The following is a 23,141-nucleotide window of genomic DNA, read 5'->3' as shown; positions in this document are numbered from 1 at the left end:
GTTACCCCGCCGCGAGCGGCATTCGGGTCTCGATGATGCGCGAAAACAGGCTGGCGCCGACCGGAAGAATTCCATCGTCAAGAATGAAGCCCGGATTGTGCAGCGGAACCGACCCTTCGTGGCCGAGCCAGAAATAGGCGCCCGGCACTGCCAGCAGCATATCGGCGAAATCCTCGCTGCCCATTTTGGGTGTCGCCTGGGTAATCACATTGTCGCTGCCGACCACGTCGCGAGCCACGTCCACAACGAACCCGGACTGTTCCTCATGATTTGAGAGCACGGAAAAGATGTCGCGGATCTCGACCTTGATCTCGACCTGGAATGCCGCCGCAATCCCCGCCGCGATGGTGCGCATGCGATCGCGGACCTGCTCACGGATCTTGTCCGAGAAGGCTCGCACGGTGCCCGCGAGCCTGGCCTCGCCGGGAATGACATTGTACGCGGAGCCTGCGTGAATTTGCGTGATGGACAGCACGGCGGATTGAAGCGGATCGATATTGCGGCTGACGATGGTCTGCAACGCCTGCCCCAGCGTCATCGCAATCACAATGGCGTCGCGGGAATGTTCCGGCATCGCGCCATGACTGCCGTAGCCGGTGATGGTGATGTCGAAGAAGTCGGCACCGGCCATGGCCGGACCAGGAAACATCACGACCTGGCCGGGATCAAGCTGAGGCGCGTTATGCAGCCCGTACACTTCATCCATCGGGAATGTCTTGAACAGACCATCCTTGATCATGGCCCGCGCGCCGCCCAGCCCTTCTTCGGCAGGCTGAAAAATGAAAGCCACCGTGCCGTCGAAATTGCGCGTTTCGGCAAGATAGCGCGCGGTGCCTAGCAGGATCGTGGTGTGACCGTCATGGCCGCAGCCGTGGAAACGGCCGGGAATGGTCGAGCGCCAGCTCAGGTTGGTGTTTTCCTCCATCGGCAGCGCGTCCATGTCAGCGCGCAGGCCGATGCGCATCTTGCCGTCGCCCCTGCCCTTCAGCAGGCCCACGACGCCGGTGCCGCCGAGACCGCGATGCACCTCGATACCCCATTGCGCCAGCTTGTCGGCCACAATGCCCGACGTCCGATGCTCCTCAAAACCGATCTCCGGATGCGCATGAAGATCGCGGCGGATGGCGATCAGTTCGTCGGTATAGCTCTCGATCAGTTCGATGTTCGGCATCGTGTGTTATCCCGGTTCCAAAAGCCAGTGACGCATGACGCCGCGCCATCCTGGCAAATCATTGCAGGCTGGCCAACAGTCCCGCCATCAGTTGTCCCCGCTCGACAAGACTATCGATTTCGATGTGCTCGTTCAGCGTGTGATAGTCCGCACCGCGCAGGCCGAGACCGTCCAGCGTCGGCAGCCCCATGGCGCCGGTGAAGTTCCCGTCCGAGCCGCCCCCCGAACTGCCGTGAATCAAATCAAGGCCAAGCTGCTTTCCGACGGCGCGCGCCTTTTCATAGAGGGCCATGGTTCCCGCGTTCGGCTCCCACACCGGCCGCGTGACGCCACGCGTGACCGTGAACGTCACATCGTTGCTGGTGCCCGACAGCGCGAGCATCCGCTCCACACCCCGATCGAGATCCGACTGACGCTTCGCCATGCTGAGCGCCTCGCCGCGGCAGTTCGATGCCACGCAGTTCACCCACTGCCCGCCGTGAACCACGCCGACGCTGAAGGTGCAGTCCTCACTCGTCATGCCGTCGATGGCGATAATCTGCTTCGCCATTTCGCGGATCGCCGATCGTCCGGAGGCCAGCGCGGCACCGGCATGGCTGGGCTTGCCGGCGGCCTCCAGATTGAACCGCGCGATGGCGTAGCGGCCGGTAGTAACGCCCGCATTCCTGAATGCCGGTTCCGGCACCAGCACATATTTGTTACGCGCGGCTTCGGCCTCGATGATGTCGCGCGTGCTCGGCGTGCCGACCTCTTCGTCCGGTGTGAACAAAACCGTCACCGGCAGCGGCGTCGCCACCGATGCTGTCTGCAACTGCCGGATCGCTTCCAGCGAGGCATAGTTGCCGCCCTTCATGTCGAGAATGCCCGGGCCGTAACACTTGCCGCCCTCGCGCCGCCACGGCAGCTTCTGCAATGTGCCGACGGGATGCACGGTGTCCATATGTCCGGCGATCAGGATGCCCGGCTGGCCCTGCTTCGGATGCGGAAACCGGGCCCGGATGCACCCGCCGAAGCCCTGCCGGCCGGCGATATATTCGATGGAAGCCCCGGCGATCGCCATATCGCGCGCCGCGAGTTCGAGCATGCGGTTGACGGCCTCGGCATCCCAGGTCGGGCTTTCGCATTCCACCCAGGGGCGCAGGCCGGCCAGCATGGTCTCGGTGTCGAACGGAAGCGAAGCAGGATCAATCAAGGCGTTATTCCCTTTGATTTGCTTTTCTTGGTTGCTGATCGTTGCAGGTTCGGCGAACGATTCAAGATGCAAACAGAAGGGATCAGGCGTTCCGTTTCATGCAGTTGCGCAGAAAAAGCAGATTGCGTATTCAGGCGGTCCCCTCCCGAGGACGCGCAATGTTGATTTGCACTGCAACACGAGCCCGCATGTGACCTCACCGAGTGTTGCCGTACCTCCCTCCAATATGAAGGCCGCCGGCTGGATGGCCGGCTGGCTTGCGGCGATGCTGATCCTGCTGGTGGCGGGACGCGAAGTAACCCGCGAACTGAATGTTTTCCAGATCATGGAAATGCGGTCAGTGATCGGCCTGTTCATGCTGTATCCGTTGATTCACATCAACGGCGGTCTTGCGGGCATGAAGACCTCACGCCCCTTCACCCATATCTGCCGCAATGTCTTTCACTATGCCGCGCAATATGGCTGGTTCGTTGCGCTGACGCTGATCCCGCTGGCGCAGGTGGTGGCCATCGAGTTCACCATGCCGATCTGGACCGCGCTGCTCGCGGTAAGTTTCCTCGGCGAGCGCCTCAATCTCTGGAAAATTCTCGCGATCGTGCTCGGGCTAGTGGGCGTCATCATCATCGTGCAGCCGGGCGCGGCGCAGATCAGTCCCGGTCAGTTGATCATGGTCATGGCCGCGGTCGGTTTCGGCGTCGGCATCGTGCTGGTGAAATCGCTCACCCGCACCGACTCCGCCGTTGTCATTATCTTCTGGATGCTCACTATCCAGTCCGCGATCGGACTGATCCCGGCGCTGTATTCCTGGCACTGGCCGTCGGCGCATATCTGGCCGTGGATTTTCGTGATCGCGTTTTCCGGAACCTACTCGCACTACTGCTTCACGCAGGCGATGCGCTATGCGGATGCAACCGTGGTCGTGCCGATGGACTTCCTCCGGGTGCCGCTCAGCGCCATGGTCGGCTGGCTGATTTATTCCGAGCGTCTCGACGCCGCGACCGTGGTCGGCGCGGCGCTGATCCTTACCGGAAACCTGCTGAACCTGAAGCGGTCAGCAGCACCGGCACGCGCCGCAACATAACGGCACAAGCAGCTCGGCTCAGGCCGCGCTCTTGCTGTTCACGCTCAGCACCCCGCGGCGGATCTGATCTTCCTCGATGGATTCGAACAGCGCCTTGAAGTTGCCCTCGCCGAAGCCGTCGTCACCCTTGCGCTGGATGAATTCGAAGAAGATCGGGCCGATCGCGTTGGCCGAGAAGATCTGCAACAGCACCTTGGTGTGGCCGCCGTCCACCACGCCCTCGCCGTCGATCAGGATGCCGTTCTTCTGCAAGCGCGCGACATCCTCGCCATGCTTCGGCAGCCGCGCCTCGATCTTCTCGAAATAGGTCTCCGGCGGCGACGGCATGAACGGCAGGCCATCGGCGCGCAGCTTCTCGATGGTGCGATAGATATCCTTCACGCCGCAGGCGATGTGCTGGATGCCCTCGCCGCGATAGATGTTGAGATATTCCTCGATCTGTCCGGAATCGCCCGCGTCCTCGTTGATCGGAATCCGGATCTTTCCGTCCGGACTGGTCAGCGCGCGCGAGAACAGGCCGGATGCGCGGCCTTCGATATCGAAGAACCTGATCTGGCGGAAATTGAACAGCCGCTCGTAGAACCCGGTCCACACATCCATCCGGCCGCGATGCACGTTATGGGTGAGATGATCGAGATAGAACAATCCCGCGCCTTCAGGCTGCGGGTTCTTGGCGCCGAGCCATTCGAACTCGCCGTCGTAGGCCGACCCCTTCGCACCGTAGCGATCGACGAAATACAGCAGGCTGCCGCCGATGCCCTTGATCGCGGGAACGTCCAGCGTCTTGCGCTCTGAAGTCTCCTCCGCGCCGAGCGCCAGCGCGCGCTCATAGGCCCGCTTCGCATCGACCACCCGGAACGCCATCGACGGCGCGCAGGGTCCATGCGCCGCGACGAAATCGGTGCCATGGGTACCGGGCTGTTCGTTGACGAGATAGTTCACATCACCCTGACGATACACCGTGATCGCCTTGGTCTTGTGGCGGGCGACCGCAGTGAAACCCATCAGGCGGAACAGCGCGTGAAGTTTCTCGGGCTCGGGATGGGCATATTCAACGAACTCGAAGCCGTCGGTGCCCATCGGGTTCTGTTCGGAAATAACGGCGGCCGGCGCATCGTGCGGAAACGGACCCATAACAGTCTCCCTGGCGATTTTCTGATCTTCAAAAATATTGTGCGCCGCTTTTTGTGCAACAGGCATGTATAATCGGGTCAGATATGGCATGATCGTGCATGTTTCATGCATAAATGATGGATTCTGCGCATGACTTCGCTGGACGGGTTCGACCTCAAGATTCTGGCCGCATTGCAGGACGACGGCCGCCTGACCAACCAGCAACTGGCCGATCTGGCAGGCCTGTCGGCGTCGCAATGCTCGCGGCGGCGAACGCGGCTGGAGGACGAGAAGATCATTGCCGGCTATCACGCCGACCTCGCAAGCGACGCGCTCGGCTTTCACGTGCTGGCTTTCATCCAGATCACGCTGGCAACGCACTCGCCCAACAACGCGAAGCGCTTTCGCGACCTGATGCGGCGGGTCGACGAGATCCAGGAAGCTTACTCTCTGACGGGTGACGCAGACTATCTGCTCAAGGTTGTGCTGAGCGATCTCAAGAGCCTGTCCGACATCGTCAACAACGTCCTGATGCCGCACGAAAGCGTGGCGCATGTGCGCTCGTCCATCGTGCTCGACCGGCTGAAGGCGACCCGCAAGCTGCCGCTGAAGAAGCTCGGGACTTAAAGAGCCGGCAAGATCGTTCCTTCAACCTCGCCAAAGCCGATGCGATACCCATCGCCCTGACACCAGCCGCGCATGGTCAGCGAATCGCCGTCTTCAAGAAACGAGCGTTGCACTCCGTTTCCGAGATCAAGCGGCTCCGCTCCACCCCAGCTCAGCTCCAGCATGCTGCCGCGTTCGCTCTTCTCAGCGCCGCTGATGGTGCCCGAGCCGAGAAGGTCGCCGACGTTCATCGCGCAGCCCGATGAAGCATGATGCACAAGCTGCTGCACCGAGGACCAGTACATGTACTTGAAGTTGGTGCGGCTGATCGTATTCGGCTTCGCCATCTTCTCGGCCTTGAGATCGACGGAGAGTTGCAGGTCGTAATTGTTCGCGCCCTTCTGCTGCAGATAAGGCAGCGGCACCGGGTCCTGCACCGGGCCATGGACACGGAACGGCTCCAGCGCCTCGCGCGTCACGACCCACGGGCTGATCGAGGTGCCGAACGCCTTGGCCTGAAACGGGCCGAGCGGGACATATTCCCACGCCTGAATATCTCGCGCGCTCCAGTCGTTCAGCAGCGTGAAGCCGAAGATCATCTCCTCGGCCTGTTGCTCGGTCAGCATCTCGCCCATGGCGGACGCCTGCCCGATCACAACACCCATCTCGAGTTCGAAATCCAGCCGCTTGCAGGGGCCGAAGCTCGGCTGGTCCGCTGTCGGCGGCTTGAGTTGCCCGCGCGGGCGGCGGATCGGCGTGCCGCTGACCACAACGGTCGATGCGCGGCCGTTATAGCCGATCGGAATCGACAGCCAGTTCGGCATCAAGGCATTGTCCTTGCCGCGGAACATGATGCCGACGTTGGTGGCATGCTCCTTCGACGAATAGAAATCGGTGAAACCCTGGACCTCGATTGGCATGTGCATCTGCGCGAAGTCCTGCGCCACCAGCGCGCGATTGCGCAACTCCCTGTTGTCGCGGAATTCCGGATGATCGTGGCGCAGCAGTTCGCTGATCCGCGCGCGCGTCTTGCTCCAGACTTTCGGACCGAGCGCCATGAAGGCGTTCAGCGACGGCCTGGCGAAGACACCACTGGCGTTCTCGAACCGGATAAGGCCCGCCGCTTCCAGCACCGCCAGATCGAGCACGAAATCACCGATGGCGACGCCGACGCGCAGGTCCGGCGGTTCCGGCGTGAAGAACACGCCATAGGGCAGATTCTGGATCGGAAAATCCGATGACGGATCGACATCAATAAAGGAGCGCAGCTTCGGATCGTTCGGGTGCATGGTGTCCATCCAGTATCGTTATTCCGCGTCAGGCTGGCGGCCCGGCTCCGCGGCGGCGAAGGCGTCGAGCTTCGAAGCCGCCGCATCGATGCCGACGATACGCTTATAAGGTGTGAGGTTCACGCCGAAACGGCGCGCGTTGAACACCTGCGGCACGATGCAGATGTCCGCCAGCGTCGGCTGATTGCCCAGCGCGAACGGCCCCGGCAGATGCGCCAGCCGCGCCTCGATGGCCTCGAAGCCGGTTTCGATCCAGTGCTTCGACCAGGCCGCGCGGGTCGCTTCATCGACCTTCATGTCGATCAACCTGTTTAACACCCGCAAATTGCCGATCGGATGAATGTCACTGGCGACCACCAGCGCGATCTCGCGGGATATCGCCCGCCCTTTCGGGTCCGCCGGGAGCAGCGGCGGCTTCGGATGAGTCTCGTCGAGATATTCGATGATGGCGATCGACTGCGCCAGTTCGAGATCGTCGTCGATCCAGTATGGGACGAGGCCCGCCGGATTGATCTTGCGATAGGCGTCCTGCGTCTGCTCACCCTTGCGCAGGTGCACGAAGCGATGCTCCGCGCTCAAACCTTTCAGATTGAGCGCGATGCGCACGCGATAGGCCGCGGTGGAGCGGAAGTAGCCATAGAGAACAGGTTCGCTCATGCGAAACTGTTTTAAGGCTTCGACGGGTCGAAGCGGCGCTCCAGCCCTTGCCAGCAATCGGCATAATCGTCCTGCAACGTGCTCGTTGTCGCGGCATACTCGGTCACGCGCTGCGGAAAGCGCGTCTCGAACATGAAGGCCATGGTGCCGGTGAGTTTCACCGGCTTCAGTTCGCCGTTGCTGGCATGATCGAACGCCTCGCGATCCGGCCCATGCGGCAGCATCATGTTGTGCAGGCTGACACCGCCCGGCACGAAGCCCTGCGGCTTGGCGTCGTAGACGCCATAAATCAGTCCCATGAACTCCGACATGATGTTCATGTGATACCACGGCGGACGGAAGGTATTTTCCGCCACCATCCAGCGCTCGGGGAAAATCACGAAGTCGATATTGGCGGTGCCCGCGGTTTCCGACGGCGAGGTCAGAACGGTGAAGATCGATGGATCGGGATGATCGAAACCGATCGCGCCGACCGGCGAGAACGCCCGCAAGTCATATTTATATGGCGCGTAATTGCCGTGCCACGCCACCACGTCGATGGGCGAATACGGCAGCGTGGTCGCGAACATCGATCCGCCCCACTTGACGTAAATCTCGGTCGGGGTCTCCTTATCCTCATAGGCCGCCACCGGCGTCAGGAAATCGCGCGAATTGGCCAGACAGTTCGCGCCGATCGGTCCGCGCTCCGGCAGCGTGAAGGCGCCGCCGTAGTTCTCGCAGAGATAGCCGCGCGCCGGGCCGTTCGTAAGCTCGACGCGGAACTTGACGCCGCGCGGGATGACGGCGAGTTCACCCGGCTCGATGTCGATCACGCCGAACTCGGTGACGAGGCGCAAGTTGCCTTGCTGCGGCACGAACATCAGTTCGCCATCGGCATTGTAGAAGTTCTGATCCACCATCGATTTGGTAATCAGATAGATATGCGCCGCCATGCCGGCCTGGGTGTTGGCATCGCCCGCCGTGGTCATGGTGTAGACGCCCTGAAGGAAAGTCTGGTCTTCCTTCGGCAGCGGCAGCGGGTCCCAGCGCAGTTGCGCGATCGGCATGTCGTGTTCGTGGCACGGCGCGGTGCGCCAGTATTTCATGTCCACCTTGGCGAAGCGGCCGGAATGCTTCACCGACGGACGAATGCGATAGAGCCACGAGCGCTCATTGGTGCCCCGCGGCGCGGTGAACGGAGATCCGGACAGTTGTTCGGCATAAAGCCCATAGGCGCAGTTCTGCGGTGAGTTGCGCCCGATCGGCAGCGCGCCGGGCAAGGCCTCGGTCTCGAAGCTGTTGCCGAAGCCGGACATGTAGCCCGGCGTGATGTTGACGCTGTTGCGATTGATGAGTCCAGGAGCGGTGTTGATATTCATGGCGCTATCCTCCTTGCAGGGCGGCCCACATCTCGCGGTCGCGCTTGTCGGTCCAGATCACCGGATCGTCGACGCCCGACGCCTCGTCGAAGGCACGGGATACGTTGAACGGCAGACAATGTTCGTAGATGGCGAAACTGGAAAATTTCGGGTCCATCACCTCGCGGGTCGCGGCCATGGTCTCCTTGAGCGTGCGTCCCTTCGCCACCGACAGTTCCGCCGAGCCGTAGAGCGAAGTGACAAAATCGCGCGTCATGGCGATGGCTTCATTGACGGTCGCGGTCCCTTTCAGCGCGTCGCCCCGGCCCGGCGCGACCGCCTTGGGATTGAAGTCGCGGATTTCGTTCAGCGTCAGCGGCCATTCGCGCAGCAGCGCATCGCCGCAATAGCAGGCCGAATGAAACTCGATCAGATCGCCGGAACACATCACCTCCGCGTCAGGCACCCACGCGACGATATCGCCGGAGGTGTGTCCCGCGCCGAGATGAATGAGTTGCACCTCGCGCTTGCCGAGATAGAGCGTCATGCCGGTCTCGAATGTCAGCGTCGGCCAGGTCAGGCCGGGAATGCTTTCCGCGTCACGAAACAATCGCGGAAACCGGCCGAATTCCGAGTCCCAGTCCTGCTGGCCGCGCTCCATGATCAGACGATGGGTCTCCTGCGAGGCGATAATGCCCTGCGCGTGGTAGGCCGACGCGCCGAGCACGCGCACCGCGTGATAATGCGACAGCACGACATACTTGATCGGCTTGTCGGTCACGTTCTTCACGCGGTCGATCACGCTGCGGGCCATCGCGGGTGTCGCCTGCGCGTCGAACACCATGCAGCTATCGTCACCGACAATCACCGCAGTGTTGGGATCACCCTCGGCGGTAAAGGCGTAGATGTCGGGGCCGATCTCCGAGAAGGTGATTTTCTTCTCGGCCATGTCCCCGGTCGAAGCGAAGCCTTTTGCGGTCATTTGCTGTCCTTTGTTGAAGTCTTCTTGCCGCCTGTCCCGTCGGGAAGGATTTGCCGCTTGGCCAGCGCGATCGCCTCCCGCAGCACGTCGGTATCGCCGATGTGATTGGCGAGGATCAGCACCAGCGACGTGTCGAGCAACGCGCTGTCCTCATCGCTCAGGCCTCGATGCGCCTCCACCACCAGACGATAGGCACCGTCCGGATCGGAAAAATTCGATTGCGTCGAGAGCGTCATGACATCGCTCCTGCCTGTGCCGTTGCGCGGGCAATGGCCGCCTCAACAGCAGCCGCCGTCGGCTTCCGGAATCGCGCCGCGACGTAGCCATCCGGGCGCAGCAAATAAGCCCCGCCGTCCGCCACGTCATAGCGCTTCGCAAATCCGCCGGATGGATCGCGCAGCGAAGCGGATTCGCCGATCCGGATCGACTTGCAGGCGTTCGTCTCCACGTGGTTTCCATTGCCCGATTGCAGCAGCACGAAGCCATCGAACGGTTTTCTCACCTCGGTCAGATGGACGGACTCGCCCGTCGCGCTGGCAAGCGGCGCATCGATCATGTGCGCACCGGGGCGCGGCCCTGCGGCCCAGGCATCGGCATCGGGCGTCGACAGCGGCGAGTCATACACCGACGGCGTCGAGAGCCGCCCGCCATTGACCATGCGTTTGGCAAATTCGGTCTCCCTCGCCAGCCGCAGCACCGCCTGCCGCATCCGGCGTTCCTGCGCCGAATGCGGCGCGATGAAGTCGGTCGAACGGGTCGAGGCGCGGATATTCTCGTCGGCGGCGGCGCTGCGCTCGATCTCGTAGCTGTCGAGCAGCGCCATCGGCGCCTCACCACGCAGGATCATGGAGAGCTTCCATGCGAGGTTTTCGGCGTCTTCGAGTCCGGAATTCGCGCCCCGCGCGCCGAATGGCGAGACCTGATGCGCGGAATCACCGGCGAAGATCACGCGCTCATGCACGAAGCGCTGCATCCGGCGGCACTGGAACTTGTAGATCGAAATCCATTCGAAATCGAAATTCGCATGACCCAGCATCCGCTCGATTCGCGGCCGCACATTCTGCGGCAGCCGCTCGACGGCAGGATCGGCATCCGGCCCCAGCTGCAGGTCGATGCGCCAGACATCGTCGGGCTGGCGATGCAGCAGCGCCGATTGCCCGGCATGGAACGGCGGATCGAACCAGAACCAGCGTTCGGTCGGAAACGCCGCCGTCATCTTGACGTCCGCGATCAGGAACTGGTCCTCAAAGACCTCGCCGGAAAACTCCGCGCCGACGAATCCGCGCAGCGCCGAACGTGCGCCGTCGCAGGCGATCACAAAATCGGCCTTCAGATGATAGCGCCCGTCCGGCGTATCGATGGCGAGGACAACGTGATCGTTGCGCTGCTCCAGTCCGGCGACCTTGTTGCGCCAGCGCAGATCGACCTGCGGCAATTCCCTGATGCGGTCGACCAGAAAGGCCTCGGCGTAGTACTGCTGGAGATTGATGAAGGCCGGCATCTTGTGGCCGTCTTCCGGCAACAGGTCGAACTGATAGACCAGGTCGTCCTTGAGAAAGATCTTGCCGACCTTCCAGACCACACCCTTCTCGACCATGCGTTCGCCGACGCCGAGACGGTCCCACACTTCCAGCGAGCGTTTCGAGAAACAGATCGCCCGCGAGCCCTCGCCGATCCTGTCGGCATCATCGAGAACCACAACGGCATGGCCGCGCTGGGCAAGGTCGATCGCCAGCGTCAGCCCGACCGGTCCCGCGCCGACAACAACCACAGGATGGCGCGCGGCCTTGGTGGCCGGGCGATCCTGATCGGAATGGCGGCGATAGCCGAACTGGATGGTGGGGGATTGCGACACGTTTCAACCCTGCTTGATCGGCCTCTTGGACGAGGCTCTGGCCAACAGGATAGATCACCGGTATTATAGTTGCAACTGCAACCAACTGGACATTCCAGACTCTTTGGCTGAACCGGACGCGATCCTTGACCACACTCGATCTCTTCAAGTTCATGCCGTTCCGCCTGAATCGCCTTGCGGCAGAGGTCAGCGCGGAACTCGCCAGCGAATATGGCGAGCGCTATGGCCTCGATATTCCGGAATGGCGGGTGCTGGCCACGCTGGGCTTTCGAGACGACGCCTGCACCGCGCAGTACATCGCCTATTGCACGCGGACGCATAAATCGACCATCAGCCGCGCGGTCGCCCATCTGCTGGAACAGCAACTGATCGAGCGGGTGGAGAACGAGGACGACCGGCGCGAGCTTGCGTTGCAGCTCACGCGCAAGGGCCGTGCACTTTATGAGGAGTTGATTCCGCGGCTGCTCCGCAAGGAGCAGGACATCCTGTCCTGCCTCACCGCGGCGGAGCGCAAGGACTTCGCGCAGATGCTCGGCAAGATCGAGCAGCGTCTCGATCTGGCCCAAAGCACCAGGGATACGCGCGCGAAGAAGGGCGCGTATTAGATTTGGATTCGGCGCGGATCACGCACAGGATGTCGTCCCGGCGCAGGCTGGGACCCATAACCACCAAACATCAAAATGATGCGAGAAGACCGCTCCGGCATCCCATTCAATCGAAAACTCAGGGAGTATGGGTCCCGGCCTGCGCCGGGACGACCTGAATGGAGATTGTGCGCGCCACCTTAACGATCGCGACCTGCATCACGCCGCCCGGATGTTCGCCATGAAGCGATCGAGTTCCTGACGAAGGCGCGTGCTTTCGACCGCGAGCGTCTGCGCCGAACTCAGGACCTCGCCGGAAGCCGTGCCGGTTTCACTGGCGCCGCGATTGACCTCGGAAATGTTCTCGGCGATTTCGGCGGTGCCGCTGGCGGCATTCTGCACATTGCGGGCGATCTCGGTGGTTGCCGTGCTTTGCTGCTCGATGGCCGCTGCGATATTGCCGGCGATCTTCGAAATCTGGCCGATGGTGTCGCCGATCTCCTTGATGGCGAACACGGACTCCTGCGTTGCTTCCTGCATGCCGGCGATATGCGACGAAATCTCGTCGGTCGCCTTCGCGGTCTGGCTCGCCAGCGACTTTACTTCGGATGCGACCACGGCAAAGCCGCGTCCTGCCTCGCCCGCCCGCGCGGCCTCGATGGTCGCGTTCAGCGCCAGCAGGTTGGTCTGCTCGGCAATGGCAGTGATCAGCTTGACCACGTCGCCGATCTCCTGCGCCGCCCGCGACAGCTTCGCGATCCGCGCATCGGTGGCCTCGGCCTGCGATACCGCTGCCGCCGCGATCCGGCTCGACTCCTGAACCTGCCGGCCGATCTCGATCACGGACGCTGACAGTTCCTCTGTCGCCGCCGCGACGGACTGAACGTTGGTGGATGCTTCTTCCGAAGCGCTCGCGACCCGGCCCGAAAGTTCCTGCGCGGCATCCACCGTGCGCGTCAGGGTGGTGGCGGAGGATTCCAGCTGGCTTGCCGACGACGATACGCTCGACACGATGACGCCGACGGCGGTCTCGAAATTGTCGGCGAAGCGATGAAGCTCCGCGCTGCGTGCCTCGGTGGCCGACCTGTTCTGCACTTCGCGCTCGGCGGCATCGCTTTCCGCCTTGGCGACGGCCCGCATCTTGAACTCCTCGACGGCAGCCGCCATCTCGCCGATCTCGTCCTTGCGGCCCAGGCCCGGCAGCACGACGTCGAAATTGCCGCCGGCAAGCTCACGCATCGCGGCGCACATGCCGATCATCGGCCGGGAAATCCCCTGCCCGAGCATCCATGCCAGCAACGCGCCGAACGCGACACCCGCGCCGCCGAGAATCGTCACGAACTGGCCGGTCGAGTGCGCCGTGGCGGCGGATTCGGTCGCAACCTTCTCCTGCTGAGCAAGCAGGCCACCCTTGATGACCCGCGCCTGCCCGGTCACCTCGTCGGCCGCCTTGGTCATCTTTGCGGAGAGCTCGTCAATCTTGGCGGTATTCGCGACGAACTTCGCAAACGCCGCGTGATAGGCTTCGAGCTGCTCCGAAATTTCCACCATTTTAGGCTTCAGCTTTTCATCCTCGGCGGACAGCGAACTGAGGCTGTTCTTCAGCATCTGGATGCGGGCGCCGGCGCTGGCTGCGACGGTCTTGTCCGGCCGGGCCACATAGTTCGTGATATTGGAGGTGATGGCCGCCGACTGCGGCGCCAGTTCCTTGACCGTGGAATGCAGTGACGTCAGACCCGCGAGTATCGCGGTATCAGCAAGGTCGTCGAACTTGTAGCGGATGGTATTGCCCATCCGGAGCAACTGGTTCGAAGCGATCGTGGCATTCTCCGTCTTCAGCGCGACGGTCTCGCCAAACAGCTTCGCGAAATCACTGTAGCTGGCGGACAGCTTCAGAATGCTCTTCTGGGTGTCGCCGGTCGCCACCCGCGCTGCCTGCGCGATGGCGCTGCCGAGCCCGATTTCCGCCGAGCGCGCATTCGACTCGTCGTCCGACGTCCCGGTCATCACGTAATATTTTGCAAGAAGCTGATAGCTCGCCAATTCGCGGTCGATCTCGCGCGCACTGTCTGTCTCGGCAACGATGCCTTGATAGGACTGGATTTCCCGGGCAATGCGCTCGAAGCCGAAATAGGCGATGCCCATATTGACCGCGGAAATGCCAAGCACCGCGATAAAGCCGAGGATGATCTTGGTCCGGAATCTGAGATTTGCGAGGAAGCCGACCTTTGCCTTCTGCTTCGTCGAAGCGCCCCTGAACCAGCCCATTCTCATTCCCCCAAAAATTCTTTTTGCATGCCGAGCCGGCCGGCGGCCCAGCTGACTGAAGCTCATGGTAAATTGAAGAGGATAATACGTCGTAAACTCATACCTTGCGGGCGGCAAAAACGCCCGCAATGCGGGCATCGTGTTGCGGTCTTGTGCAATCCGGCGCGATTTTCCCGGCGGCGGCGGGCGAAAGTTAACAAATCATTCCCAGCTCAGGGCGCCGCCGTTTTGATATTCGATCACGCGGGTCTCGAAGAAGTTCTTCTCCTTCTTGAGATCCATCGCTTCCGACATCCAGGGAAACGGGTTCTCGGCCTCATCGAACACGCGCATCAACCCGAGCTGGGCGCAGCGCCGGTTGGCGATGAAGTGCATGTACTGCTCGCACAGCGCCGCATTCAGGCCGAGAAAGCCGCGGGGCATGGTGTCCCGGCCATAGGCCGCTTCGAGTTCGGCCGCCTCGCGGATCATGCCGCGCACCTCGTCCTGGAATTCGCGCGTCCACAGATGCGGATTCTCGATCTTGATTTGATTGATAACGTCGATGCCGAAATTCAGGTGGATGGATTCGTCACGCAGGATGTATTGGTACTGCTCGGCGATGCCGACCATCTTGTTGCGGCGGCCGAGCGAGAGAATCTGCGCAAAACCGGTGTAGAACCACATGCCCTCGAAAATCACATAGAACGCGACGAGATCGCGCAGGAAGGCCTGATCCGCCTCCGGCGTTCCGGTCCTGAAGCTGGCATCGTCAAGATGCTGGGTGTGCTTGAGCGCCCATGCCGCCTTGTCGGTGATCGACGGCACCTCGCGGTACATGTTGAACAGTTCGCCCTCGTCGAGGCCGAGGCTTTCGACGATGTACTGGAAGGTGTGGGTATGCACCGCCTCCTCGAACGCCTGACGCAGCAGATACTGGCGGCACTCCGGGTTGGTGAGATGGCGATAGATCGCCAGCACGATGTTGTTGGCGACGAGGCTTTCTGACGCGGCGAAGAATCCGAGATTACGCTTGATGGCGCGGCGCTCGTCCTCGGTCAGGCCGTCCCGTGACTTCCACAGCGCGATGTCGGCCTGCATCGAGACCTCAGTCGGCATCCAGTGGTTGTTGCAGCCGGCGAGATATTTCTCCCACGCCCATTTGTATTTCAGCGGCAGCAACTGATTGACGTCGGCGCGGCAGTTGATCATCGCCTTGTCGTCCACCGACACGCGGCCGCCGTTGCGGTCGATCTCGCCAAGGCCTGTTGAATCAAGGCCGGTCTGGTCCGCGGCTGCGGGCTGGCCGGTCAGGATGGGCGGAAGCGTGTTGAGGACCTTGTTCGGTGACGTGTCGGACCAGTCGAGCATGGGGATGTTCCTGAAAATCATTGAAACTGGGACTGCGGCTCGCTCTCCCCGTTCTTACGGGGAGAGGTGAGGATTACTGACACGCCTCGCAATCGGGATTGTCGATCGAGCACGCCATCACATCGGACAGATCGGGCGCCGTCTGCGGCACCACGATGGGCTTGTTGACCGGCAACGCGGCGTGCGACGACGACGACACGGCATTGAGCTTGCCGTCGGTGCCTTTCAGCGTCGACTTCTCGACATGGGTGGCGCTGCGCGAGCGCAGGTAATAAGTGGTCTTCAGACCCCGCGCCCATGCCAGCCGGTACAGTTGATCGAGCTTCTTGCCTGACGGATTGGCTATGTACAGGTTGAGCGACTGCGCCTGATCGATCCACTTCTGCCGCCGTGCCGCTGCCTCGATCAGCCACGCGCTGTCGATCTCGAACGCCGTTGCATAAAGCAGCTTGAGGTCGTCCGGCACGCGGTCGATGGCCCCGACGCTGCCGTCGAAATATTTCAGGTCGGAGACCATCACCTCGTCCCACAGGCCGCGCGCCTTCAGGTCACGGACGAGAAATTCGTTCACCTCGGTGAAGTCGCCGGACATGTTCGATTTGACGTAGAGGTTCTGATAGGCGGGCTCGATGGACTGCGCCACGCCGCAGATGTTGGAGATCGTCGCCGTCGGCGCAATCGCCATCACATTGGAATTGCGCATGCCGTTGAAGCGGACGCGCTTGCGCAGGCTGTCCCAGTCCATGGTCTGCGAACGGTCCATATCAAGGCTCCCGCGCGCATCCGCCAGAATCTCGATCGAGTCGATCGGCATGACGCCCTTGCCCCACAGCGATCCGTTGAACGACGCGTAAGGACCGCGTTCGATGGCGAGATCGACCGACGCCGAGATGGCATGAAAGGAAATCGCCTCCATGCTGGAGTCGGCGAAGGCCACCGCGGCATCCGACGCCATCGGGATTCGCAGCGCATGCAGCGCATCCTGGAAGCCCATCAGGCCGAGGCCGACCGGACGATGCTTGAGGTTCGAGCGCCGCGCTTCCGGGATGGTGTAGAAATTGATGTCGATGACATTGTCGAGCATCCGCATCGCGGTATCGACCGTGCGCTTCAGCCGCGCGTGATCGATGCCGCCTTCGCCCACATGGTTGAGCAGGTTGATCGAGCCGAGGTTGCACACCGCGACCTCATCATCCGAGGTGTTGAGTGTGATCTCGGTGCACAGATTCGACGAATGAATGACGCCGATGTGCTGCTGCGGCGAGCGCAGGTTGCACGGGTCTTTAAAGGTAATCCACGGATGGCCGGTCTCGAACAGCATGGTCAGCATTCGCCGCCATAGATCGGTGGCGCGCAGAGTCTTGTAAACGCGCATCTCGCCGCGCGCGGCCTTCGCCTCGTAGAAGGCGTACCGTTCAGCGAACGCCTTGCCGTACAGATCGTGCAGGTCCGGCGTCTCGTCGGGCGAGAACAGCGTCCATTCGCCATCGGCCTCGACGCGCTGCATGAACAGGTCCGGCACCCAGTTGGCGGTGTTCATGTCATGGGTGCGGCGGCGGTCGTCGCCGGTGTTTTTGCGGAGGTCGAGGAATTCCTCGATGTCCACATGCCAGGTCTCGAGATAGGCGCAGACCGCGCCCTTGCGCTTGCCGCCCTGATTGACCGCAATCGCGGTGTCGTTGGCGACTTTCAGGAAGGGCACCACGCCCTGGCTTTCGCCGTTGGTACCCTTGATATGAGCGCCGAGGCCGCGCACGCGGGTCCAGTCGTTGCCGAGGCCGCCCGAATACTTCGCCAGCAGCGCGTTGTCCTTCACCGATTTGAAAATGCCGTCGAGGTCGTCGGCCACCGTGGTGAGGAAGCAGGACGACAGCTGCGGCCGCAGCGTGCCGGAATTGAACAATGTCGGGGTGGAGGCCATGAAGTCGAACGACGACAGCAGATTATAGAACTCGATCGCCCGCGCCTCGCGGTCGATCTCACGAATGGCGAGTCCCATCGCCACGCGCATGAAGAACGCCTGCGGCAGCTCGATGCGGTTGCCGTCATTGTGCAGGAAATAGCGGTCGTACAGCGTCTGCAAGCCGAGAAACTGGAACGACAGGTCGCGCTCGGGTTTCAATGCGGCGGCGATCCGCTTGAGGTCGTAGCGCGCCAGTTCGGGATCGAGCAGTTCGGCTTCGATTCCGTTTTTGACATAGGCCGGGAAATACTCGGCATAGCGTGTCGCCATGTCTGCCTGCGATGCGCTGATCGGGGTCGCATGGACGAACGAAAGAACTTCCGTGCGCAGCTTGTCGAGCAGGAGACGCGCGCTGACATAGGCGTAGTTGGGCTCCTGCTCCACCAGCGTGCGCGCCGCCATGATGCCCGCGAGCGCGAGTTCGTCCTGGCTGATGCCGTCGTAGAGATTGCGGCGGGTTTCGGCCAACACCGGCGCGGCCAGCACGCCATCGAGGCCGGCGCAGGCTTCGTCGATGATATGAGCGAGCCGTCCCACATCGAGCGGCGCGCGCGAGCCATCCCGCAACGTGACATGCAGCAGAGGCTCGGCGGCGACGGCTGATGAAACTGGAACTGCTTCCGCGGCGCGCTGACGGGCGCGCTGCTCGCGATACAGCACATAGGCGCGTGCGACCTTGTGATGCTCGGAGCGCATCAGCGCCAGTTCGACCTGATCCTGCACGTCTTCGATGTGAAAGGTGCGGCCCTCGCCCGCCCTGCGGGTCAGCGCACTCACCACCTCGTTCGTCAATTGCTCGATGACCTCGTGAATGCGGCGCGACGCGGCGGCCGTATGCCCCTCGACCGCGAGGAAGGCTTTCGTCATCGCGACCGAGATCTTGCCGGCATCGAACGGCGAGACCGTGCCGTTGCGGCGGATGATCTGGAACGGCGGTTCGCTGGCTGAAGCCGCCGCAAGGGTTTCAGGCCGGAACTGAAATAGAGGAGCGGACTTTGCGGCTTCGCGATCGAGAGTGAGAGACATCGGCAGACCCCGTGCATGTTGCAATTTTCTGGGGGCTTGGGCCGAAAGGGCGCTGCATGACGGCCGACATGCGCCGGCAATGCTGCAAGCGACCGCCGGACACCCCGCCCGTGGACGTTCTGGTGTCGCGGCAGGTCTCCTGGCTCACAGCTCTGACGTTGATTTCAGTCTTCCCGATGCGGAGGCCGCACCAGTGACATCTGTCGAAATCAACTCACTGCTTACAGTTGCGGGGGCAGCGCCGGATTTACTGCATCACCATGCAATTCACCGGCTTCCCATCTTCGCTACTAGGCCTTGCGGCTTTGTAGAACCGTGACGCCTACATCTGGTGCGCTTTGCGACGGGAAGTCAAGCGGGGGACAATGTGGAAAACGGTGCAAACAACAAGACACGGCGGAATAAGCCGGGAAATCGTCGCAACATTTTTTTCGGCGAGCGCCTCGCGCGCAAGACGCCGTCCTGTGCGCAAGCGCGTGATGGTCACGAATCGCATTCACTCGCTGCCCACGTGCGCGACGCCGGTGCTTCGCGCTCCGGCGGGTGGGACATTTTCCATTCAGCTTGTGCGGGAGTGAACGCGCGCAGAAAGAAAATTACTTCTTCTTCCCGTCGGCGCCGAACTGCTTGAGGAACGCCGTGAGATCCTTGATCTCCTCGTCCTTCTTGATGCCGGCGAATGCCATCTTGGTGCCGGGGATCTTGGCCTTGGGGTCCTTGATGTATTCGGCGAACACCGCTTCGTCCCAGGTGATGCCGGACTTCTTGTTGGCTTCGGAATAATTATAGCCCGCGACGCTGCCGGAATGGCGGCCGAACAATCCATTCAATTCGGGACCGACCAGGTTCTTGGCGTTTTCGCCAATCTGATGACAGGCGCGGCACTTGGCGAAGGACTTCTCGCCGGCGGCGACATCCTGCGCGCTGGCAGGCGCGATATTCGTGCAAATCATGGTGGCAAGAGAGAGCGCGGCGAAGAGCGAACGAATCATCATCTGGGTTTGATCCTTGAGGCGAGCAGACGGCTGGCAAGTGCTGGCGTGAGGCCGATCTCGCGCAACATATCGGCAGGGATTTCGACATGCCATCCCCTTTTTCGGCATATGTTCCCGCGGCAATCGGAACCGCCGCGACGCGCAGAACTATAGTTCGATTCTGATTTGACACGGCCGCAATATAGGATTATAATCCGCATCGTCCTGTTCGTGAGGGGCGCTTTCTAGAGGGCGTTCGTTAAGCGGAGCAGGATGCGGCGCCTGCGCGATGTGGATTCGCACCCACACGTCCGGGAGGCCGGGGGTCACCGTCCGGGCCAACTACGTGGCTCTGCCGTCAGCGGCTGGACGAGGACAGGATGAAGGCGGAGAAATCCCGCCGGATCAAGGCGCGCCGCGCCCGTCCTGACCCGGAAGTGCGGTCCTCACGCCCGAAATCGCCGCAATGGAGCGCCGCAAGGCGATGCGCTTCCGGATCACCATTCGCCTCGCAAGCGGATGCCGGAAGCGAGACAAGACAAAGTGCGCCTCGCGGCGCTCCATGCCCCTCCTCTTTAAGGGGCGCGAACGAGGCAGGCCTCGCGCGCGCATGTGAGGGGAGAACAAAAGCCATCCTCGCGCGTCTATCATCGCGCGAGCCGAACACGCGTGCCCGTTGCGAGCCGCCGCGCGTATCGCCTCAGGCCCCAAAAAGACCATTTTGAAAACGCGCCATTTTGCGGCAGACAAGGTCTCCACTGCCCTTCCAACCTCGATGTCGAACAGAACGGCGATCATGAATCCAGTCAAAGCCCTCACCCGTCACGGCCAGGCGATCTGGCTCGACTTCCTCGCCCGCGGATTCATTGCCGATGGCGAACTCAGAGCACTGGTCGATCAGGATGGCGTGCGCGGGGTCACATCCAATCCGTCGATTTTCGAGAAGGCTATCGGCGGCAGCGATGAATATGACAGCGCCGTGTCGGCGCTGCTGCGGGAGCGCGACCGCCCGGTGGGCGATCTCTATGAAGCGCTCGCGGTGGAAGACATCCAGCGCGCGGCAGACGCGCTGCGCCCCGTCTATGACGAACTTCAGGGCGCGGACGGCTATGTCAGCCTCGAGGTCTCGCCTTATCTCGCGCACGATACCGAAGGCACCATCGCCGAGGCGCAGCGGCTGTGGGCGGCCGTCGGGCGCGACAACCTGATGGTGAAGGTGCCGGCCACGCACGCGGGCATCCCGGCGATCCGGGAACTGATCTCCCAGGGCATCAGCATCAACGTCACCCTGCTGTTCTCGCAGAACATGTATGCGGAGGTGCTCGAAGCCTATATCTCCGGCATCGAGGCCTTGGTGGCAGGCGGCGGCGACCCGAAACGCATCGCCAGCGTGGCAAGCTTCTTCATCAGCCGCATCGATACCGCGGTGGACAATCAGCTGGACAGCAAGATCGCGGCGGCAAGCGGTGATGAAAAGGCAAAGCTGGAAACGCTGAAGGGCAAGGTGGCGATCGCCAACGCGAGACTCGCCTATCAGCACTATAAGAAGGTCACCGCCAGCGCGCGCTGGAAGAAGCTCGCCGCCAACGGCGCGCAGGTGCAGCGCCTGCTGTGGGCCTCGACCGGCACGAAAAACAAGGCCTATAGCGATGTGCTCTACATCGAAGAACTGATCGGCCGCGACACGGTCAACACCGTGCCCCCCGCCACCCTCGATGCCTTTCGCGATCACGGCACACCGCGCGACAGCCTTGAGGAAAATATCGCCGATGCCGAACGCGTGCTGGCCGATCTCGCGAAGAGCGGCATTTCGCTCGATAGCATCACAGACGCGCTGGTCGATGACGGCGTCAAGCTGTTCGCCGAGGCCTTCGACAAGCTGCTGGGCGCGGTTGCCTCCAAGCGCGCCGCGATCCTCGCAAGCCGTATCGACACCCAAACGATCAAGCTCGCACCCGAGATCGAGAAGGATGCAAAGGCGCTGTCGGAAGCCTGGCGCGCGAACGGCACCATTCGCGCGCTGTGGCGACGCGATGCATCGGTCTGGACCGGCAGCGATGAAAACAAATGGCTCGGATGGCTCGACGTGGTCGCACGCGAGCAGGACAAGGAACAGGCGGCGCGCTATGTCGCTTTCTCCGGCTGGGTGAAAAGCAAGGCGTTCACCGATGTCGTCGTGCTCGGCATGGGCGGTTCGAGCCTCGGACCGGAAGTGCTCGCCGAGACCTTCGGTCAGAGCGCAGGCTTTCCGAAGCTGCGCATTCTTGACTCCACCGATCCCGCGCAGGTTCGCCGCACCGAAGCGGCGATCAAGCTCGACACCACATTGTTTATCGTATCGAGCAAGTCGGGCGGCACCACCGAGCCGAATGCGCTGATGGACTATTTCTTCGTGCGCGCCGGAGCCAATGCAGGCGAGCGGTTTGTCGCCGTCACCGATCCCGGCTCGTCGCTGGAGAAAGTCGCGGCCGCGCGAGGCTTCGCCCAGACTTTTCACGGCGAACCGGCCATCGGCGGCCGTTACTCGGTATTGTCGCCGTTCGGTCTCGTGCCTGCGGCTGCGGCCGGAATCGATGTGGCGGAGTTTCTTGGTCTTGCGGCCTCGATGGTGCGCTCCTGCGGTCCGGACGTTCCTCCGGCTGAAAATCCGGGCGTACAACTCGGTCTCGCGCTGGCCGCTGCCGCGAAACATGGCCGCGACAAGCTCACATTCACCGCCTCGAAGCAGATCGCGGATTTCGGCGCATGGGCCGAGCAACTGATTGCGGAGTCCACCGGCAAGAACGGCAAGGCGCTGATCCCGCTCGAAGGCGAGACGCTCGGCAAGCCGGAGGCTTACGGCAAGGATCGCGTGTTCATCGATCTGCGGCTGAAGGACGACGCGGACAATGCACGCGAGACGGCGCTCGCCGCGCTGGAAGCGGCCGGCCATCCGGTCATTCGCATCGCCGTGACAGGCCCGGCCCATATCGGGCAGGAATTCTTCCGCTTCGAGATCGCGACCGCCGTCGCCGGCGCGGTCATGGGCATCAATCCGTTCGATCAGCCCGACGTCGAAGCCGCGAAGATCAAGACGCGCGAACTGACGTCCGCGTTTGAGACTTCGGGTGCGTTGCCCGCCGAGACGCCTGTTGCCACCGACGGCGCAATTGCGATCTACACGGATGCAGCCAATGCCAACGCCTTGAGCAAGGCGGGCGCCGGGAGCGATCTCGGCTCATGGCTGAAGGCGCATCTCGCGCGCATCCAGCCCGGCGACTACGTAGCCGCCCTCGCCTATCTCGACCGCGACGCCGCCAACATCGCAGCGATGCAGACTGTCCGCATGGCGATCCGCGACAGCAAGCATGTCGCCACCTGCGTCGGCTTCGGACCGCGCTTCCTGCACTCCACGGGACAGGCCTACAAGGGCGGGCCGAACACCGGCGTATTCCTGCAGATCACGGCGGACAGCGCCGCCGATCTCGATGTGCCCGGCCAGAAGATCTCGTTCGGCGTGATCGAGGCGGCGCAGGCGCGCGGCGACTTCGGCGTGCTGGCGGAGCGCGGACGGCGGGCGCTGCGGCTTCACATCAAGGGCGATGTGACGAAGGGCCTCGGGGTCATCGCGGCGACGGTTCAGGGTGCACTGAAGTAGATGGCGGCGGCACGGACAACGGATCGGTAAAAAAGAAATGCCGGCGCGAGCACATC

At 62.3% G+C, this 23,141-nt stretch carries 17 protein-coding genes and 1 riboswitch; of the genes, 4 read left to right on the top strand and 13 right to left on the bottom strand.

Annotated elements, in window-relative coordinates; all coding sequences use genetic code 11:
* Position 1: 1 nt before the first annotated feature.
* Positions 2-1,171, bottom strand: a complete 1,170-nt coding sequence (locus tag LVY71_RS08355; RefSeq protein WP_235099329.1) for a M20 aminoacylase family protein — start codon at positions 1,169-1,171, stop codon at positions 2-4.
* 58 nt (positions 1,172-1,229) lie between these two features.
* Complete coding sequence (locus LVY71_RS08350; protein ID WP_235100060.1) at positions 1,230-2,360, bottom strand: M20/M25/M40 family metallo-hydrolase; 1,131 nt, start codon at positions 2,358-2,360, stop codon at positions 1,230-1,232.
* Positions 2,361-2,553: 193 nt separating this feature from the next.
* Between LVY71_RS08350 and LVY71_RS08345 the strand changes: the two genes are divergently transcribed.
* The gene (locus tag LVY71_RS08345) at positions 2,554-3,444 is read left to right on the top strand and encodes a DMT family transporter (protein ID WP_235099328.1); all 891 of its coding nucleotides are present in this window, start codon (positions 2,554-2,556) and stop codon (positions 3,442-3,444) included.
* 18 nt (positions 3,445-3,462) lie between these two features.
* On the opposite strand, the gene hppD is transcribed toward LVY71_RS08345, so the two are convergent.
* Positions 3,463-4,578, bottom strand: a complete 1,116-nt coding sequence (hppD, locus tag LVY71_RS08340) for a 4-hydroxyphenylpyruvate dioxygenase (protein ID WP_235099327.1) — start codon at positions 4,576-4,578, stop codon at positions 3,463-3,465.
* A 129-nt stretch (positions 4,579-4,707) separates the two neighbouring features.
* On the opposite strand from hppD, the gene LVY71_RS08335 reads away from it, so the two are divergent.
* Complete coding sequence (locus tag LVY71_RS08335) at positions 4,708-5,184, top strand: Lrp/AsnC family transcriptional regulator (protein WP_235099326.1); 477 nt, start codon at positions 4,708-4,710, stop codon at positions 5,182-5,184.
* On the opposite strand, the gene fahA is transcribed toward LVY71_RS08335, so the two are convergent.
* Genes fahA through LVY71_RS08305 form a run of 6 tightly spaced genes read right to left on the bottom strand, consistent with a single transcriptional unit; the run spans position 5,181 to position 11,283 of the window.
* Positions 5,181-6,452 (bottom strand): fumarylacetoacetase, encoded by a 1,272-nt coding sequence (fahA, locus tag LVY71_RS08330; protein WP_235100059.1) that lies wholly within the window; start codon positions 6,450-6,452, stop codon positions 5,181-5,183. The genes LVY71_RS08335 and fahA overlap by 4 nt on opposite strands.
* An 18-nt stretch (positions 6,453-6,470) precedes the next feature.
* Positions 6,471-7,109 (bottom strand): maleylacetoacetate isomerase, encoded by a 639-nt coding sequence (maiA, locus tag LVY71_RS08325; RefSeq protein ID WP_235099325.1) that lies wholly within the window; start codon positions 7,107-7,109, stop codon positions 6,471-6,473.
* 11 nt (positions 7,110-7,120) lie between these two features.
* Entirely contained in the window at positions 7,121-8,467 is a 1,347-nt protein-coding gene (gene hmgA / locus LVY71_RS08320; RefSeq protein ID WP_235099324.1) for a homogentisate 1,2-dioxygenase, read from the bottom strand.
* A gap of 4 nt (positions 8,468-8,471) precedes the next feature.
* A complete protein-coding gene (locus tag LVY71_RS08315; protein WP_235099323.1) occupies positions 8,472-9,428 on the bottom strand; it encodes an MBL fold metallo-hydrolase in 957 nt (318 codons plus the stop codon).
* Positions 9,425-9,664, bottom strand: coding sequence for a DUF2783 domain-containing protein (locus LVY71_RS08310; protein ID WP_235099322.1), 240 nt, complete (start codon positions 9,662-9,664; stop codon positions 9,425-9,427). Before LVY71_RS08310 ends, LVY71_RS08315 begins: the two co-directional genes overlap by 4 nt.
* A complete protein-coding gene (locus tag LVY71_RS08305) occupies positions 9,661-11,283 on the bottom strand; it encodes an FAD-dependent oxidoreductase (RefSeq protein ID WP_235099321.1) in 1,623 nt (540 codons plus the stop codon). Before LVY71_RS08305 ends, LVY71_RS08310 begins: the two co-directional genes overlap by 4 nt.
* A gap of 125 nt (positions 11,284-11,408) precedes the next feature.
* Between LVY71_RS08305 and LVY71_RS08300 the strand changes: the two genes are divergently transcribed.
* Positions 11,409-11,888 carry a MarR family winged helix-turn-helix transcriptional regulator gene (locus LVY71_RS08300; protein WP_502797543.1) on the top strand — a complete coding sequence of 160 codons (480 nt, stop codon included), beginning with the start codon at positions 11,409-11,411 and terminating at the stop codon, positions 11,886-11,888.
* A gap of 198 nt (positions 11,889-12,086) precedes the next feature.
* Here LVY71_RS08300 and LVY71_RS08295 read toward each other — a convergent pair whose 3' ends face one another.
* The 4 genes from LVY71_RS08295 to LVY71_RS08280 all read right to left on the bottom strand — a co-directional run bounded on the left by LVY71_RS08295 (position 12,087) and on the right by LVY71_RS08280 (position 19,469).
* Positions 12,087-14,135: a methyl-accepting chemotaxis protein gene (locus LVY71_RS08295; RefSeq protein ID WP_235099320.1), complete on the bottom strand. Its 2,049-nt coding sequence runs from the start codon at positions 14,133-14,135 to the stop codon at positions 12,087-12,089.
* A gap of 201 nt (positions 14,136-14,336) precedes the next feature.
* Positions 14,337-15,485, bottom strand: a complete 1,149-nt coding sequence (locus LVY71_RS08290; protein WP_235099319.1) for a ribonucleotide-diphosphate reductase subunit beta — start codon at positions 15,483-15,485, stop codon at positions 14,337-14,339.
* A gap of 73 nt (positions 15,486-15,558) precedes the next feature.
* Positions 15,559-18,474, bottom strand: a complete 2,916-nt coding sequence (locus LVY71_RS08285; protein ID WP_235099318.1) for a ribonucleoside-diphosphate reductase subunit alpha — start codon at positions 18,472-18,474, stop codon at positions 15,559-15,561.
* 112 nt (positions 18,475-18,586) lie between these two features.
* A riboswitch (cobalamin riboswitch) is annotated at positions 18,587-18,807 on the bottom strand.
* Positions 18,808-19,070: 263 nt separating this feature from the next.
* Entirely contained in the window at positions 19,071-19,469 is a 399-nt protein-coding gene (locus LVY71_RS08280) for a c-type cytochrome (protein ID WP_235099317.1), read from the bottom strand.
* 775 nt (positions 19,470-20,244) lie between these two features.
* Here LVY71_RS08280 and LVY71_RS08275 point away from each other — a divergent pair.
* The gene (locus LVY71_RS08275) at positions 20,245-23,085 is read left to right on the top strand and encodes a bifunctional transaldolase/phosoglucose isomerase (protein WP_235099316.1); all 2,841 of its coding nucleotides are present in this window, start codon (positions 20,245-20,247) and stop codon (positions 23,083-23,085) included.
* Positions 23,086-23,141 lie beyond the last annotated feature (56 nt).

Origin of the sequence: Bradyrhizobium sp. G127, assembly GCF_021502575.1 — a bacterium.
GTDB lineage: Bacteria > Pseudomonadota > Alphaproteobacteria > Rhizobiales > Xanthobacteraceae > Afipia.
Note: the sequence above shows the minus strand (reverse complement) of the source record. Positions and strands in the feature narration are given on the sequence as shown.

Coding starts and splice junctions, on each gene's coding strand:
- LVY71_RS08310 (WP_235099322.1), bottom strand. CDS start 9,664: ATGACGCTCTCGACGCAATCGAATTTTTCCGATCCGGACGGTGCCTAT.
- LVY71_RS08355 (WP_235099329.1), bottom strand. CDS start 1,171: ATGCCGAACATCGAACTGATCGAGAGCTATACCGACGAACTGATCGCC.
- LVY71_RS08285 (WP_235099318.1), bottom strand. CDS start 18,474: ATGTCTCTCACTCTCGATCGCGAAGCCGCAAAGTCCGCTCCTCTATTT.
- hmgA (WP_235099324.1), bottom strand. CDS start 8,467: ATGAATATCAACACCGCTCCTGGACTCATCAATCGCAACAGCGTCAAC.
- LVY71_RS08335 (WP_235099326.1), top strand. CDS start 4,708: ATGACTTCGCTGGACGGGTTCGACCTCAAGATTCTGGCCGCATTGCAG.
- LVY71_RS08295 (WP_235099320.1), bottom strand. CDS start 14,135: ATGGGCTGGTTCAGGGGCGCTTCGACGAAGCAGAAGGCAAAGGTCGGC.
- LVY71_RS08275 (WP_235099316.1), top strand. CDS start 20,245: ATGAATCCAGTCAAAGCCCTCACCCGTCACGGCCAGGCGATCTGGCTC.
- LVY71_RS08315 (WP_235099323.1), bottom strand. CDS start 9,428: ATGACCGCAAAAGGCTTCGCTTCGACCGGGGACATGGCCGAGAAGAAA.
- fahA (WP_235100059.1), bottom strand. CDS start 6,452: ATGCACCCGAACGATCCGAAGCTGCGCTCCTTTATTGATGTCGATCCG.
- LVY71_RS08290 (WP_235099319.1), bottom strand. CDS start 15,485: ATGCTCGACTGGTCCGACACGTCACCGAACAAGGTCCTCAACACGCTT.
- maiA (WP_235099325.1), bottom strand. CDS start 7,109: ATGAGCGAACCTGTTCTCTATGGCTACTTCCGCTCCACCGCGGCCTAT.
- hppD (WP_235099327.1), bottom strand. CDS start 4,578: ATGGGTCCGTTTCCGCACGATGCGCCGGCCGCCGTTATTTCCGAACAG.
- LVY71_RS08280 (WP_235099317.1), bottom strand. CDS start 19,469: ATGATGATTCGTTCGCTCTTCGCCGCGCTCTCTCTTGCCACCATGATT.